The organism is Saccharopolyspora soli, from assembly GCF_022678645.1.
Classification (GTDB): domain Bacteria; phylum Actinomycetota; class Actinomycetes; order Mycobacteriales; family Pseudonocardiaceae; genus Saccharopolyspora; species Saccharopolyspora soli.
Genome location: NZ_JALBWV010000044.1, coordinates 22,871 through 37,019, shown reverse-complemented (window position 1 = coordinate 37,019; position 14,149 = coordinate 22,871). Strand labels below are relative to the sequence as shown.

Below are 14,149 nucleotides of genomic sequence, written 5' to 3'. Positions count from 1 at the left end.
ACGCTGCTGACGTTGGCCAGAACACGCGATGAGTATTGTCTGCGTATGAGCGAGTTGACCACGGCAGTCGACACGCCAGTGCGTCCCGACTACCACATGTTCGGAATAGCCGACTGTGGGTCCGTCGGCGAAACCACCCCCACGCCGGGTGATGACTGGCTCGGCGTGGGAACCACGGGTGTGCTGCTCAGAGTAGGCGAACAACTGGTGTCGCCGAGCCTCCGGCTGGAGGTGTGGGACGGGCAGCCGCCCGACGGGCTACGAGACCACGAGGTCCAACAGGGCATCCGGCTGTTGCTGCCGACTGGGCAGCTTGCCGTCAACGAGATCAGCGGCGGCTGGGCAGACGGCCCCGGAGTCTCCATCAAGACGCTCTACCGGCACTTCGAGAACAAGGACGATCTGTTCGTGGCGGTGATCCAGGCCGCGTGCGCGGCTGCGGCGGGCGACGAGCACCCGGCCTGGCTTGACCTACCTCTGGTCGACGCGCTCACCGAGGCCGGGGCGGAACACCTCGCGTTCGTGCTGTCACCGGACCAGATTGCGCTGTACCGGGTCGTGGCACGCGATGCCCCCCGCTTCCCCCAGTTAGGCACGCGCTACCGCGAGCAGGTGATGGGGGAGCGAACCGGCGTTTTCGTACGCCATCTGAAGCACTGGCCGGCGGACGCGCGCGCGAAGGTGAACGACCCGCTGAGCCTGTCGAGGACCTATTTCGCCCTGCTGCATGCGGACCTGCTGGAGACCGCGCTCCTGACGGGCACGGTTCCGGCACCCGACGAACTTCGCGCGCATGCGCGGCACGCCGCAACGTGCCTGGTCACGCTCCTGGAATCCGCGCAGACGCTCTGATGCGCCGGATTCGTCGGCCGTGCTCAAATGGCGGCGCCTGCCTTCGCGGGATGTCGCCCGAACTTCAATGGACTACTGCAAAAGGGACGCATCGTGGATCTGAAGCTCGAGGTACTGATCCTCCCCGTCCCCGACGTCGATCGATCAAAGCATTTCTACGAGTCGCTGGGTTTTCGGCTGGACGTTGCGCGACGGGTCTAGCGGGGTCACGCCGTCAGGCATCAACGCGGCCCCGTAGTTCTCTGCGGGTAGGGTCGACGGGCTGAGCGGCCCGAGGGTTGAAATACGGATCCCTGAAAAGGCTTGTGTCAGTCGGCGGCCCGGCAGATCAGGCGCACGAGCCGTCCGACCCGGTCGCGGAAGTCGGTGCGCGTCGCGGCCTGGTGTTTCCAGGACAGACTGGCGGCGAAGAGGATGTCCGTTACCTGGTCTGCCGTGAGGTCTTCGGTGAGCACTCCGGGTGGAGCCAGCGAGGTGATCGCCGCACCGAGGGCGGCCTGCCCCTTCTCCCGGTAGTCGTGGAGCATCGAGCCCAACTGCGCTTCGCTGCTCTCCAAGAGCTGGTCGATGTCCCGGGCCACCTGGGTCTCGACGTACTGCCCGATCAGCTCGTCCAGCGCCTCGACGATCCGCCGCTCGAAGCTCAGCGTCTCGTCGGCAAGATGCGTCTCCGCCGCGTCTTGGGCCCTCTGCAGAACACCTTGCATCGTGGCCCGATACAGCTCGTCCTTGCTGGAGAACAGCAGATACAAGCCAGGGCGGGAGATATTCGCCGCCTTCGCGACCGCGTCCATCGACGTCTTCTTGAACCCATACCGTCCGAACACGCCGAGAGCCGCCGTCATCACGGCACCCAGCTTGGGGTCGTCATGTCGCACTGCCGGACTGCTCACAGCACACATCATAGACATAGTGACGAAATTTGTCTACAATGTTCGATTCCGCTGCTCGGGCAGGCATAACCGCGCCGCCCAGACGGCCGAGCGGAATTGGTCGATGGCAAGGTCCACGCCCTGGCGCGCATGGCCTCTTCGCCGGGCCCGACGCGCGGACGGGCCCGGGATGTCGGTGCTGGTATCGACGACCACCGGCACTGGTCAGGCGACGGTGAGTGCGATTTTGCCCCGGATGTGCCCGCTCTGGCTGTGTTGGTGCGCGCGGGCGGCGTCATGGAGGTCGAATGTGGCTCCCACGGGCAGGACGAATAGGCCTTGGCGGACGAGATCGGCTGTCTGGTCCAACGCGTGCCAAGCAGCTGGCGCGGCCGGACCCACTCGCGCCGACAAGTGAACGCCCAGGTTGAGTGCTTCGGGGTCGGCGATGCTGAGCACGCGCTGCGGGTCGCCGGTGAGTGCGATCAGGTCGAGCAGCCCTCCCTGGCCAGCGATGTCGAGCGCGGCGTGCACGCCGTCCGGCGCGAGTGCGGTGACTCGGTCGAGCAGACCTGCGCCATAACGGGTGGGTATCGCGCCGAGCGCGTGGAGGTGATCGTGGTTGGCCTCGCTGGCGGTTCCGATCACTCGTATCCCGCGGCGCGCGGCCAGTTGCACTGCCGCGCTGCCCACGCCGCCAGCGGCGCCGTCGATCAGCAGGGTCTGGCCTTCTGCCAGGTGCATGTCGTCGAGGGCGCGTGTCGCGGTCTCCACGGCGGTGGGCAGCCCGGCGGCTTCGGCGAAGCCGATGGTCGGTGGCTTGGCGGTGAAGATGTCGAGCACGGCGTACTCGGCCGCCGCACCGCCGTGGATCGCCTCGGTGGAGGTCACCCCGAAGACCTCATCGCCGATGGCAACGCCATTCGCGCCGAGCCCGATCTCGTCGACCACACCGGCGGCGTCGGTGCCGGTAATCAGTGGCAGGGTGGCGGGCAAGATCTCGGCGAGCATTCCACTGCGGATTTTCCAGTCGACCGGGTTGACGCCGACGGCGCGCACTTTGATCCGAACCTGCCCCGGCCCCGGGTGTGGCTCGGCGATGTCCGCGATCTCCAGGACCTCCGGAGTTCCGTACTCCCCGAACTGTGCTGCCTTCATTGTCGTCCCGCTTTCCTGTTTGCTGGCACTTCCACCTGCAACCGCCCCGCCCCCGTGCCTCGCCGTCGGGCGGCGACGCGGTCGAGGGGATCCGTGGTGCGTCGCAGGCCCAGCTCGTCGAGCTGGCCGAGGCGGAGCCGCTCCACGTGCGGCGAGGCGAGGCCGCATGATCCGTATCCGTGTACGAGTGCGCCGCCACGGCGACCGCGTGCTGCTCGTCGACGAGCTCCGCGGATTCGGGCTATGCGCCGTATCCGCCGTCGACCCTCAGCACCGCGCCGGTCACGTACGAGGCCTGCGGACTGGCGAGGAACACGACACCCGCGGCGATCTCCTCGGGCCTGCCGTAGCGCCCCATCGCGGTGGTCGGGAGGAACACCGACGCCAAGGGGCCATCGGCGGGATTCATGTCGGTGTCCACGAACCCGGACTGGATGATGTTGACCGTGATGCCCCGATGCGCGAGATCGCGTGCGGCGCCCCGGCTGTAGCCCTCCAGCGCCGACTTGGTGCCGGCGTAGTCAGTCATTCCGGGGAAGCCCACGCGGGTCCCCACGCCGGAGCTGATGCTGACGATGCGACCGCCTTCGGGAAGCAGCGGGTACGCCGCCCTGATCGCGGCCACGACGCTGGTGTAGTTGATGGCGAGCTGGCGGTCGAAGGCGGCAGTGTCGGCTTGGTCGCTGTCGATCGGTGCGGCGACGGTGACTGCCGCGTTGTTGACCAGGATGTCCAGCTTGCCGAAGTGCTCCACCACGGCGTGGATGAGGCCCACGGCCTGCGCGGCGTCCGCCTGGTCGGCCTGGAACGCCGCCGCACGCACGCCTTTGCCCTCCAGTTCGGCGACCACGGTCTTGGCCTGGTCGGCCGAAGACGAGTAGCCGATCGCGACATCGGCTCCCTCGTCGGCCAGGGCAAGCGCCGTCGCCGCTCCGATCCCACGCGATCCGCCGGTCACGATGGCCACTTTGTTGCCCAGCTTTCCCATTTGCTTCCCATTCCTTGAGGTGACTAGTTCTGATGCTTCAGCGAGCGTCACGGAGGACCGCTAACGGCTCCAGCGGTTCCACACCCCGAAGGGCGAAGCCGAGAGGGCGGTTCCGAGTAGTTCTTGACCGCACGGTCCACCATAGAGGTTATGGACCATATGGTCAAGAATCGATATTCTGAACGCATGGCCCGTCCACGATCGTTCGATGAGCAGCGTGTGGTGCACGCGGTCCGTGACCAGTTCTGGAATGCCGGCTATGCCGCGACGTCCCTGGAAGACCTGATGCGGGTCAGCGGGCTGGGCAAGGGCAGCCTCTACGCCGCGTTCGGCGACAAGCATCAACTCTTCCTCAGGGCGCTGTGCAGCTACACCGACGACAGCCATGGGTACCTGCGGGAGGCGCTCGCCGCCGCTCCCCGGGCCTTGGATGCGCTACGCGAATTCGTCATCGCACCGGCCTCCGACCCCAGCGGCTCGGCCGCGCGACGCGGTTGCCTGATGGCCAACACCACCTACGAGCTCGCCAGCGCCGATCCGGAGGTGCTCGCACAGGCCCGCCGCACCTACGAGACGACCACCGCACTGGTTGCCGACTGCGTGGCACGCGCCCAGCGCGAAGGCGACATGCCGACCGATGCGGACCCGACCGCGCGGGCGCGGGCGCTGCTGGCCGCGCAACAAGGATTGGTGTTCATGGGCCGAACAGGCATGGACATCGACACGCTGGCGGCCACCGCACGAACGCTCGCCGACCAACTCCTGCCCGACCCGACTGACCGCTGAGATCCTGGTCAGCAAAATTGGCGAACCTCGCCCATCCCCACCGACATCCCGGAACCCGCCGCAGGACGTGCCCGAACGCAGGTGGCCGCCGACCGCGGGCCGCGCCCGTGCGATCAGGCAACGACCGGACGGGACGTCCCCGGTGTCCAGCCCCGAAAGCGGCGGGTTCAGGTGGCGATCTGCTGGCCGCCGTCGACGACGAGTTGACTCCCCGTGATCCAGGAGGCTCGTGGTGACACGAGGAAGAGCACGGCTTCGGCGATGTCGGAGGGAACTCCGTTGCGTCCCAGCGGGATGGACTGGGCGATGGTTTCGACCGGGAAGCCGTAGGCGTCGGCCATGGTCTGGCGGATGAGGTCTGCGCCGGGCGTGGTGACGTTGCCGGGGATGACCACGTTGACCCGCACGTCCTTCGGGGCGAGCTCGGCGGCCAAGGCCTTGCTGTAGGCCTCCAGCGCGGCCTTGGCGGCCGCGTAGTGCGCCAGCGGCGGAGAAACGCCGAGGGTGACGCCGGAGGAGATGTTGACGATCGCGGCGTCGGGGGCCTCGATCAGTGACGGCAGGAGGGCCGAGGTCAGCCGGACCGCGGGGAGGTAGTTGGAGTCGAGCGCGCCCTGCCAGTCCTTGTCCGGGATCGCCCCGATGCCTTCCGGGAAGGCCCTCGCCGCGCCAGCGTTGTTGACGAGAATATCGAGTCCGCCGAAATGGGCCAGTGTTTCGCGGGCCAACTGCTCGGTCCCCTCGGCCGTAGCGACGTCGGCGCGAAGGTAGTGGGCGCCGTCGGGGAGATCGTCGACTGGCGTGCGGGACGTGGTGAGCACTGACGCCCCGGCGTCCAGCAAGCGCCGGACGACGTCCGCGCCGATGCCGCGGCTGCCACCGGTGACGAGAGCGCGCTTGCCGGTCAGATCCGGCACTGAACTGTTATTGACCATGCAGTCCATTAAAGATGTTCTGTACCGGTCAGTCAATAACTTCGATGTCGTCGATTCTCCAAGGCGGCCGCGATCGGAGCGCGAGAACTGCCGCAGTAGATCCGGCATTCGCCGTGACGGCGGGCCGGGCCGTTCGCTGGCGAGACCAGCCAGTATGACATGTTAGACAATGTGTGTATTATTGTCTAAAGTGTCAAGCGTGAGCAGTTCAGCGAGGGAGGACGATCCCAAGCGCAGCGCTGTCCTCGCGGCTGCCGTCGAGGTGTTCGGGTGGTACGGGTTCCAGAAGATGTCGATGGAGGCGGTCGCCAAGGCGGCGGGCATCTCCAGGCCGGGCCTGTACCCGCAGTTCCCGAACAAGGAGCAGCTGTACCGCGACACGATGCAGGGCGTCATGGACGTCCTCTTCGCTGCCGCCATGCCCCGGCAAGCGGATCGGCCACCCGCGCCGAGTTCCGCGCCAGGATCAGGCAGGCCGTCCGACTGATCTGTCGCACCGCGGACTGGCTCTTCCCGCGCTGCGGCTCTGCTTTCATCCACGTGCCAATTCGAGGAGTACAACGGTGTCCCGAATCACGACCCCCTTCAACGCGCAGTCGACCGCCGCCGAGGTGATCGCCGACGTCGACCTGACCGGCAAGCGCGCCGTCGTCACCGGTGGCTCGTCCGGGATCGGTCTGGAGACCGCCCGCGCCCTGGCCGCCGCCGGCGCCCAGGTGATCCTGGCCGTCCGCAACACCGATTCCGGCGAGCGCGCCGCCGCCGAGATCAAGGCGAACACCGGGCGCGACGACGTCCAAGTCGCTCACGTCGATCTGGCGGACCGGTCGACCATCGACGCATTCGCGGCCGGGTGGAGCGGTCCGCTGGACGTCCTCGTGAACAACGCCGGGATCATGGCCCTGCCCGAACTCACCAGGACCCCGGAGGGCTGGGAGGCGCAGTTCGCGACCAACCACCTTGGCCACGCCGCCCTGACCCTAGGCCTGCACGACGCGCTCGCCGCCGCGCCGGGCGCCCGGGTCGTCGTCGTCAGCTCCTCCGCCCATCTGATGTCCCCGGTGGACTTCGACGACATCCACTTCGACTCCCGCGCCTATGAAGCCTGGTCCGCCTACGGCCAGTCGAAGACGGCGACCATCCTGTTCACCGTCGCCATGGCCAAGAAATGGGCCGCCGACGACATCACCGCCAACGCGCTGCACCCCGGCGGCATCATGACCAACCTCCAGCGCCACCTCGACGAAACGCAACTGCGCTTCGTGGGCGCGATGGACGACCAAGGCCACCCCCTGGACGTGCCCCCAGGGTGGAAGACCCCGCAGCAGGGCGCGGCCACCTCCGTCCTGCTGGCCGCCTCCCCCCACGTCCAAGGGGTGACTGGACGCTACTTCGAGGACTCCAACGAGGCCATCGTCGTCACCGAGCCGGGCAACGGCATGAGCGGAGTCGCCCCCTACGCCCTGGATGCGAAAAACGCGGACCGCCTCTGGGACAAGACGATTCGGCTTCTTCAGCGCTGACCGCGACAGCCGCCGCGCCCGTGGCGGCGCCGCGCCCTTGACGCCTACGCCGATACGCCTGTCGGGCAGACACGCCAATACATCGAGGCCCCGAAGGTGTCACCGGGAACGCGCCTGGCGACCCTCGCAAGATCCCCGCCGCCATCCTCCTAAGCACGCGGACAGGAGTCCACAATGCACCACACCGACCTCGGCGAACTCACCGTGTCAGCGCAGGGCTTGGGCTGCATGGGGATGAGCGAGGCCTACGGATCCTCGGACTGGGATTCGTCGGTGGCCACCATCCGCCGTGCGATCGATCTCGGAGTGACGTTCATCGACACCGCCGACGTCTACGGCGCCGGGCACAACGAGGTCCTCGTCGGGCGCGCGATCGCGGGCCAGCGTGACCAGGTACAGCTGGCCACCAAGTTCGGCATGGACCGCAGCAACGGCAACAACACCTTCGTCTTCCGCGGCGAACCCGCCTACACCAAGCGCGCCTGCGAAACCTCACTGCTGCGGCTGGGCGTGGACGTGATCGACCTGTACTACCTGCACCGGCCCCCGCAGACCAACGACATCGAAGAGACCATCGGCGCGATGGCCGAACTCGTCGCCGAGGGCAAGGTCCGCTACATCGGCGTGTCCGAAGTCGACGAGGCCCAGCTGCGCCGCGCACACGCCGTCCACCCCATCACCGCGGTGCAAAGCGAGTACTCGCTGTGGACCCGCGATCCGGAAACCCGCGTCGCGCCCGCCATGCGTGAACTCGGCATCGGACTGGTGCCCTACTCCCCGCTGGGCCGTGGATTCCTCACCGGCACGGTGGACATCGCGAACCTCGGAGCGGGCGACTACCGCAACTACAACGCACGCTTCACCGGGGGTGCCGCCCAAGCCAACCAGCCCATCGCCGACACCGTCCGTTCAGTCGCCGAAGCGCGAGGCGTGACACCGGCACAGATCGCCCTTGCCTGGATCTACGCCCAATCCGACCGACTCGGCGTGCCGATCGTCCCGATCCCGGGCACCAAGCAGGCGCAGTGGCTGACGCAGAACGTTGGCTCCACCAACATCACCCTAAGCGATGACGAGCTCGCCGTGCTCGACCCGCTCGCCGCACAGGTGGTCGGCGCGCGGTACTGACGAACCGACCAACAGCGGGCAGGTGTCGCCATCTCGGCTCGTGCTAAACGGCGTTGGCCGCGCGCGGAACGGGGCGGCGGCCGGGTACGGCCCAGCGCAGCGCGCGTTGTCGGGTGAGGTTGGTGACCACGGGAAAGCACCTCGACAAGGAAATAGGCGGAATTGCATTTGATGCGGCGTTCGTGACCTGATGTGATCCCGGTTCTTCCTCGCCGAACTGGAGGGCAGCCGATGGTGGTACGAAACGATCAGTCGAAACCCACTGGTCCGGTTGAGACTGGCGACCAGGATCCCTTGCCCGGACCACCGGCGGGTCCAGGTTAAGCCCGCGGGGTGTGCGCTCGGACTTCCCGGAGCACCCGGTGCGCGGCCTCCACGATGCGCCGCGCATTCCGCGCCGCGTCGGCGCGCAGCGGGCGAGTCGTTCCCGCACGAGGCCAAGGCGGTGGTTGAGCACCTGGACCAGGCGGTCAACCACACGGCAGGATGGCCAGCGGTAAACTCGAACCCCTCGGCGTCGGCTACCTCGTGCGGTGCGTCGCGGGAACGCCCCGGTCAGCCGGAAACGTCCTCGACCGGCCCCACGCGCATGATCACCTGCGAAAACCCAGAGGCCGCAGGACAAACCGGCGCAGATCGCTGCCCCTCAGCTGGAAGTTGATGGTCTCGATCAGGTTTGTGGTGTACACGGCCCGGCACAGCTCGGCCGGATAGTCGAGGAACGGGGTGAAGTCGTTCCAGGTGTGCTTCCATACTTCGACTGCGGCCGGATAGTGGGACCCGAATTGCTTGTCGAAATCCTTGAACGCGATCTCGGCGGCCTCCAGGGTCGGTGCAGTGCAGATAGCGCGCATTCCGGCGACGACCTTCTTGCGGTCGCCGTAGGAGACGAAGCGCATCGCGTTCCGGATCACCTGTTGACTGAACTAGTTGGGGTGTTTTTGCAGTTCAGTGGGTGTGCCGATACGGTGCTTCGCCATGATCGTGTCCGAGGGGCAGCCGAGGGACCTGGCCGGGTTGGTCGTGCCGTTGGAAGGCTCGCTGAAGGAAACCGGCGATCCGTGGGATCCGTGGCAGCTGCTTGATCCGCGTGGGATGGTCGTGGTGCCGGTCGCGGAGTTCCTGAAGGATCTGCGGGCGTGTGGCCGGTCCGTGAGCACGCAGCGGTCGTATGCGATGACATTACTGCGGTGGTTCCGGTTCTTGTGGGCCGTGGAGGTCCCTTGGGATCAAGCGACCCGTGTCGAGGCCCGTGACTTCAGTTGCTGGATCCAGTTCACCGATAAGTCGATGGGGCCGAGCGGACGGCACCGCGGTCAGGCGGCTGATGCTGCCGTGGCGGAATCCGGGGCGACGCAAGGAAAGTCTAATTCGGTGACTGGCAAGACGTCTCCGGGACGGAAGTATGCCTCGGCGACGAAAGCACACAGCGAAAGCGTGCTGCGGGGCTTTTGCGATTTCCATCGGGATGCCGGTAGCGGGCCGATGGTCAACCCCTTTCCTCTCGTCCGGAGGGGGCGGCGTGCTCATGCCCATCACAATCCGATGGAGCCGCATCGGCATGAGCGTTCGGGGCAGTACCGGCCGAGGCTGGTGCAGCGGAAGCCGCGCAGTATCCCGGATGACTGGTTCAACGAACTGTTTGCCCGGCTGTCCTCGCATCGGGACCGGGCGTTGGTGGCGTTGTGGGTCTCGACCGGTGCCAGGGCTTGCGAACTACTCGGCGTCACTCAGGGCGATACGGATCCGGGACAGCAGCTGATCACGGTTGTGCGCAAAGGTTCCAGGGCGATGCAGCCGCTGCCTGCCAGTCCGGACGCGTTCGTGTGGTTGCGGCTTTACCAGGCGCAGGTGCATGGCCTGGTGCCGGTGGGAGGTGATCAGCCGTTGTGGTGGACTCTGCGGCGGCCGTTTCGGCGGCTGACCTATCACGCTGCTCAACGCATGTTCGAGCGGGTCAACGCCACTTTGGGTGCGAATTGGACGCTTCATGATCTGCGGCATACGGCGGCTTACCGGATGGCCCGTGACCCGGAAATGCCGCTGACGGACGTGCAATGGGTCCTCGGACACGCATCGTTGACGACGACACAGCTGTATCTCAATCCGCTGCCCGAGGACGTGATCGCCTCAGTGCTGGCTCACCATGCCCGCCAGACGCGCCGGACAAGCCGACTACGCCCGATCCTGTGCTGCAGCACTGTTATCGCCCGGCGGCACCGGATGTGCTGTTCGGAACGGAGCGGCGATGACCAGCGTGCGGACACGGTCTGCAGCACCTGCGGCCGGGCGGGACTGTGGTTACAAGCCGTCAAAGTCTGCAGGCCGCTGGTGAGTTGCTTCAGCGTTTCCGCCGCGTCCTGCCGCTGCGGGCTTCCCACACGCCCGGGAACCCAAAGGCGCGGTGCTGCAACGGTTGTCGGCCCCGCCGTTCGCCGCGAGGACGCACATGCGCAGCAGGTGCAGTATCACGGAGTGAAAACGGTGCTGGACTGGCTGGAACAGTATCCCGGCGAGAACTGGCAGGACCGCTGGATCGCGGGCACCGCCGGCCGAAGCAACAACACCGACTGGAAATACGACGTCGGTCAATGGCTGGTATCAACTGCCGGGCACGCGATATCGACAAAACGCGGATGCACCCTCGCTTCTGCGGGGGTGATGGCGTTGATCTGCGGTGAGGTTATCCGGCCTGATCCGGTTTGGCTGATGACACCGCGGACACCGAAAAACTGGCTGCAACACTTGCCCGCACCCGAGACCCGCAGGGCTGGGCAACACTGCAAGCCCAGTGCCAGGCCGATCCAGCCGGCGCGGCGACGAAGACCACAGCGTTGTGTCGCATCGCGGTCATCTTGGCTGCCAAAGGCGGGACGATCGCCGACATCACGGTCGGCGACCGCCTGCAGCTCCTGCAGACCGTGCATGACATCGGGGGCGGCAAGACCACCAGCGGATACTTCTACCAACTGCTGCACGCTGCCGGCGTCTTCGATGACACCGCGCCACCGGCAGTGCGGGCGTTTGGCACCACCGGCCAGATCAGCATCGAGCAGCTCATCGACCGTTACGGCATCGCCTGCCACCCGGTCCGGGACCTGCTGGTCCGCTACCTTCGCGAACGACAAGCCACAGTGGACTATGTGACTCTGCAGCGACTGGCAACAGAACTCGGCAAGCTGTTCTGGGCCGAACTGGAACAACATCATCCCGGCATCGACTCGCTGCGGCTGGCACCCGAGGTCTCCTCGAGCTGGAAACAACGCATCCTCGCACGCGAATCCGGCCTTTCCACCCTGGCAACCGTCCGGGCCTTCTACCTCGACATCGCGCAGTGGGCCATGGAAGACCCTGCCCGCTGGGGTCCCTGGGCCGCGCCATGCCGCATCCGCGACGAGGACATGTCCCGCAAAAAGTCGCACCAGCGGCGCAAATCGCGCATGGACCAACGCACCCGGGAACGCCTGCCCTTGCTGCCCAGCCTGGTCACCTCCGTCAACACCGAACGCCGCGCCGCCACCGACCTCCTGCAGGCTGCCCAGGCCACCACACCCGGCGAGGTGTTCACCGCTGCCGGCCAGACCTTACGACGCCGCGTGCTCGTCCGACCTGACGGCGCCGCCAAGATCTGGGCCGAAGACCGGGAAACGGCTACCCGCCGCGACCTCAGCTTCGAAGAACACCAGGCCTTTTGGGCCTGGGCAGCGGTGGAAGTCCTGCGGCATACTGGTTTACGGGTCGAGGAGCTCTGCGAGCTGTCCCATCACAGCTTCGTGCAATACACCTTGCCCAGTACCGGCGAACTGATTCCCTTGCTGCACATCGCCCCATCCAAGACCGACGCGGAGAGGCTGCTGGTCATCAGCCCCGAACTCGCCGACGTGCTCTCAGCCATCATCTGCCGCATCCGCGAACCAGGCGGAGCCGTTCTACTGGTCGCAGCCTATGACTACCACGAAAAGACCTGGAACCCGCCGATGCCGCTGCTGTTCCAGCGGCACTACGGCGGCGAACGCCGTCCCATCGCCCCACCGGCCATTCGCCGTCTGCTGAACCACACCCTGGCCAAGACCGGTTTCGCCGGAGCCGACGGCCAGCCACTGCGGTTCCTGCCTCACGATTTCCGCAGACTTTTCATCACCGACGCCGTCATGAACGGCATGCCGCCGCACATTGCGCAGCTCGTGGTCGGGCACCGTGACATCAACACCACCATGGGCTACAAGACGGTCTATCCCGAAGAAGTCATCAACGGCCACCGGGCCTTTATCGCACGCCGCCGTGAACTACGCCCCAGCGAAGAATACCGAACTCCGACCCACTGAATGGGACGAGTTCCTGGGCCATTTCGAACACCGCAAAGTCGCAATGGGAACGTGCGGCCGCGCCTACAGCACCCCATGCATCCATGAACACTCCTGCTTGCGATGCCCGCTGCTTCGACCCGATCCCGCACAACGCCGCCGCATCACCGAGGTCCGTGAAAACCTCCTCGCCCGCATCGACGAAGCCCACCGCGAAGGCTGGCTCGGCGAAGTCGAAGGACTCAAAACCAGCCTCGCCGGAGCCGACCAAAAACTCGCCCAACTCAACGAACTCGCCCAACGAACCAACACAATCCACATCGGAATGCCACACTTCTCCCACCTCGTCGGACGCACCCTCGCCGCCGACCAACCAAGCGCCACAACCCACCCAGAAATGTGATCTCCGTAGTTCAGAGAACACCTTGTGCGGGCGAGTCTGCGGTATGCGTCGAAGAAGTACTGGTCGGCGATCACGAAACGACTTAAGCTCATCTACACCGCCCCCAATCCGGAGATAGCGGAAGCAGAATTCAGCGACTTCTGCGCCGAGTGGGAGGATACATATCCCGCGATGATCCAACTATGGCGCAACAGCTGGGAACAGTTCACCCCGTTCCTGGCATACCCGCCGGAGTTGCGCAGGCTGGTGTACACGACGAACGCGATCGAAAGCCTGAATTCCAGATTTCGGCAAGCCACCCGACGTCGCGGTCATTTCTCTAACGAACAGGCCGCGCTCAAAGTTCTCTATCTCGTGATCCAAAACCCACTCAAGAACCGTTCAAATATAACAGGGAAAATAGTAGGGTGGAAACAAGCGTTGAACACACTCGCCATGCACTACGGCGGCCGACTCGACGCGCAGCACTGACCAGGTGATCACACCATCACCCACAAGATCGCTGACACTCCCCATCGAGGGTCAAACCAACAACTCCGACCTGCCCACCGAGCTCACCGCATAACCTGACCATGGATCACCGAGTAGCCGTCCATACACCACCCCAGCAGACGCGACCCTCGCCTCACGCTCGCGAACACTTGGTGACCGCTGAGTGTCCCGCCTGTCCTGGCAATACGGTCCCCGGGATACCCCGCTGGGACGGGTGGAAATGCCCGCTGACGTGGGAAATCTGTTGCTGGTACTGGCCGTTGCGGCGCACGCCCTCGCGGATCTTGAGGAGCAAAATTCGTTCCTTGCTTTCCGTGTCGAGGTGACACGCACCATTCCGGTACGGACTCCCCGCAGTCATGGCACGTGTTGTCCATGTGCGCGAGTGCAGCCGTTCATCGTCGGACGGTGGGCGGATCACCTGGGGTGTTCACGATGCGGTCTGCCGAGTTCGAGAACACAAGCTGGCGTTCCGACGATATCTGTCCGAACTACTGGTCAAGGACGGCTATCCGGAGTCGTGGACCGAGTCGATCTTTCTGCTTGCCGAGGGCGTGATGGTAGCCGCTGCTATCCACGGCAACGCGGCCACGCGCAGGCCTGAGGCGGGCCACCGCCGCCTCCCTCGCCTCCGCGGACGCCCGAACAAGACTCGCGGGCAACGTGTCGCCGCGCCGATCGTGGTGCTGGACGGGATGTAACGTCAAC

Annotated in this window: 13 protein-coding genes and 3 pseudogenes; 11 read left to right on the top strand and 5 right to left on the bottom strand. The window is 65.9% G+C overall.

From position 1 onward, the window contains the following. Window positions 1-45 precede the first annotated feature (45 nt). Both MOQ72_RS28630 and MOQ72_RS45735 read left to right on the top strand, forming a co-directional pair. Entirely contained in the window at window positions 46-852 is an 807-nt protein-coding gene (locus tag MOQ72_RS28630) for a TetR/AcrR family transcriptional regulator C-terminal domain-containing protein (protein ID WP_242188834.1), read from the top strand. A 27-nt stretch (window positions 853-879) separates the two neighbouring features. After that, complete coding sequence (locus MOQ72_RS45735; protein WP_372495566.1) at window positions 880-1,053, top strand: hypothetical protein; 174 nt, start codon at window positions 880-882, stop codon at window positions 1,051-1,053. Window positions 1,054-1,160: 107 nt separating this feature from the next. On the opposite strand, the gene MOQ72_RS28625 is transcribed toward MOQ72_RS45735, so the two are convergent. From MOQ72_RS28625 to MOQ72_RS28615, 3 genes are all read right to left on the bottom strand, one after another. Next, window positions 1,161-1,745, bottom strand: a complete 585-nt coding sequence (locus MOQ72_RS28625; protein WP_242188833.1) for a TetR/AcrR family transcriptional regulator — start codon at window positions 1,743-1,745, stop codon at window positions 1,161-1,163. A gap of 204 nt (window positions 1,746-1,949) precedes the next feature. Continuing rightward, window positions 1,950-2,882 (bottom strand): NADP-dependent oxidoreductase, encoded by a 933-nt coding sequence (locus tag MOQ72_RS28620; protein WP_242188832.1) that lies wholly within the window; start codon window positions 2,880-2,882, stop codon window positions 1,950-1,952. 241 nt (window positions 2,883-3,123) lie between these two features. Continuing rightward, window positions 3,124-3,870 (bottom strand): SDR family NAD(P)-dependent oxidoreductase, encoded by a 747-nt coding sequence (locus MOQ72_RS28615; protein WP_242188831.1) that lies wholly within the window; start codon window positions 3,868-3,870, stop codon window positions 3,124-3,126. A 150-nt stretch (window positions 3,871-4,020) separates the two neighbouring features. Between MOQ72_RS28615 and MOQ72_RS28610 the strand changes: the two genes are divergently transcribed. Beyond that, entirely contained in the window at window positions 4,021-4,656 is a 636-nt protein-coding gene (locus MOQ72_RS28610) for a TetR/AcrR family transcriptional regulator (RefSeq protein ID WP_242188830.1), read from the top strand. Window positions 4,657-4,823: 167 nt separating this feature from the next. Here MOQ72_RS28610 and MOQ72_RS28605 read toward each other — a convergent pair whose 3' ends face one another. Beyond that, on the bottom strand, window positions 4,824-5,591 hold the full coding sequence (locus MOQ72_RS28605; RefSeq protein ID WP_242188829.1) for an oxidoreductase: 768 nt from the start codon (window positions 5,589-5,591) through the stop codon (window positions 4,824-4,826). 199 nt (window positions 5,592-5,790) lie between these two features. On the opposite strand from MOQ72_RS28605, the gene MOQ72_RS28600 reads away from it, so the two are divergent. From MOQ72_RS28600 to MOQ72_RS28590, 3 genes are all read left to right on the top strand, one after another. After that, window positions 5,791-6,078: a TetR/AcrR family transcriptional regulator gene (locus MOQ72_RS28600; RefSeq protein WP_242188828.1), complete on the top strand. Its 288-nt coding sequence runs from the start codon at window positions 5,791-5,793 to the stop codon at window positions 6,076-6,078. A 76-nt stretch (window positions 6,079-6,154) separates the two neighbouring features. Continuing rightward, window positions 6,155-7,114 (top strand): SDR family NAD(P)-dependent oxidoreductase, encoded by a 960-nt coding sequence (locus MOQ72_RS28595; RefSeq protein WP_242188827.1) that lies wholly within the window; start codon window positions 6,155-6,157, stop codon window positions 7,112-7,114. A gap of 174 nt (window positions 7,115-7,288) precedes the next feature. Beyond that, window positions 7,289-8,242: an aldo/keto reductase gene (locus MOQ72_RS28590; protein WP_242188826.1), complete on the top strand. Its 954-nt coding sequence runs from the start codon at window positions 7,289-7,291 to the stop codon at window positions 8,240-8,242. Between the two features lie 644 nt (window positions 8,243-8,886). Here MOQ72_RS28590 and MOQ72_RS28585 read toward each other — a convergent pair. Next, window positions 8,887-9,156 (bottom strand): annotated as a pseudogene (locus MOQ72_RS28585) (transposase); the annotation flags it as partial. 64 nt (window positions 9,157-9,220) lie between these two features. On the opposite strand from MOQ72_RS28585, the pseudogene MOQ72_RS45300 reads away from it, so the two are divergent. The 5 genes and pseudogenes from MOQ72_RS45300 to MOQ72_RS28560 form a co-directional block, all read left to right on the top strand. Then, a pseudogene (locus tag MOQ72_RS45300) lies at window positions 9,221-10,291 on the top strand (tyrosine-type recombinase/integrase); the annotation flags it as partial. 653 nt (window positions 10,292-10,944) lie between these two features. After that, the gene (locus tag MOQ72_RS28575; RefSeq protein ID WP_242188824.1) at window positions 10,945-12,567 is read left to right on the top strand and encodes a tyrosine-type recombinase/integrase; all 1,623 of its coding nucleotides are present in this window, start codon (window positions 10,945-10,947) and stop codon (window positions 12,565-12,567) included. After that, complete coding sequence (locus MOQ72_RS28570; protein ID WP_242188823.1) at window positions 12,524-12,949, top strand: hypothetical protein; 426 nt, start codon at window positions 12,524-12,526, stop codon at window positions 12,947-12,949. Before MOQ72_RS28575 ends, MOQ72_RS28570 begins: the two co-directional genes overlap by 44 nt. An 18-nt stretch (window positions 12,950-12,967) precedes the next feature. Further along, window positions 12,968-13,420, top strand: a pseudogene (locus tag MOQ72_RS28565) (transposase); the annotation flags it as partial. A 380-nt stretch (window positions 13,421-13,800) separates the two neighbouring features. After that, window positions 13,801-14,142, top strand: coding sequence for a hypothetical protein (locus MOQ72_RS28560; RefSeq protein WP_242188821.1), 342 nt, complete (start codon window positions 13,801-13,803; stop codon window positions 14,140-14,142). Window positions 14,143-14,149 lie beyond the last annotated feature (7 nt).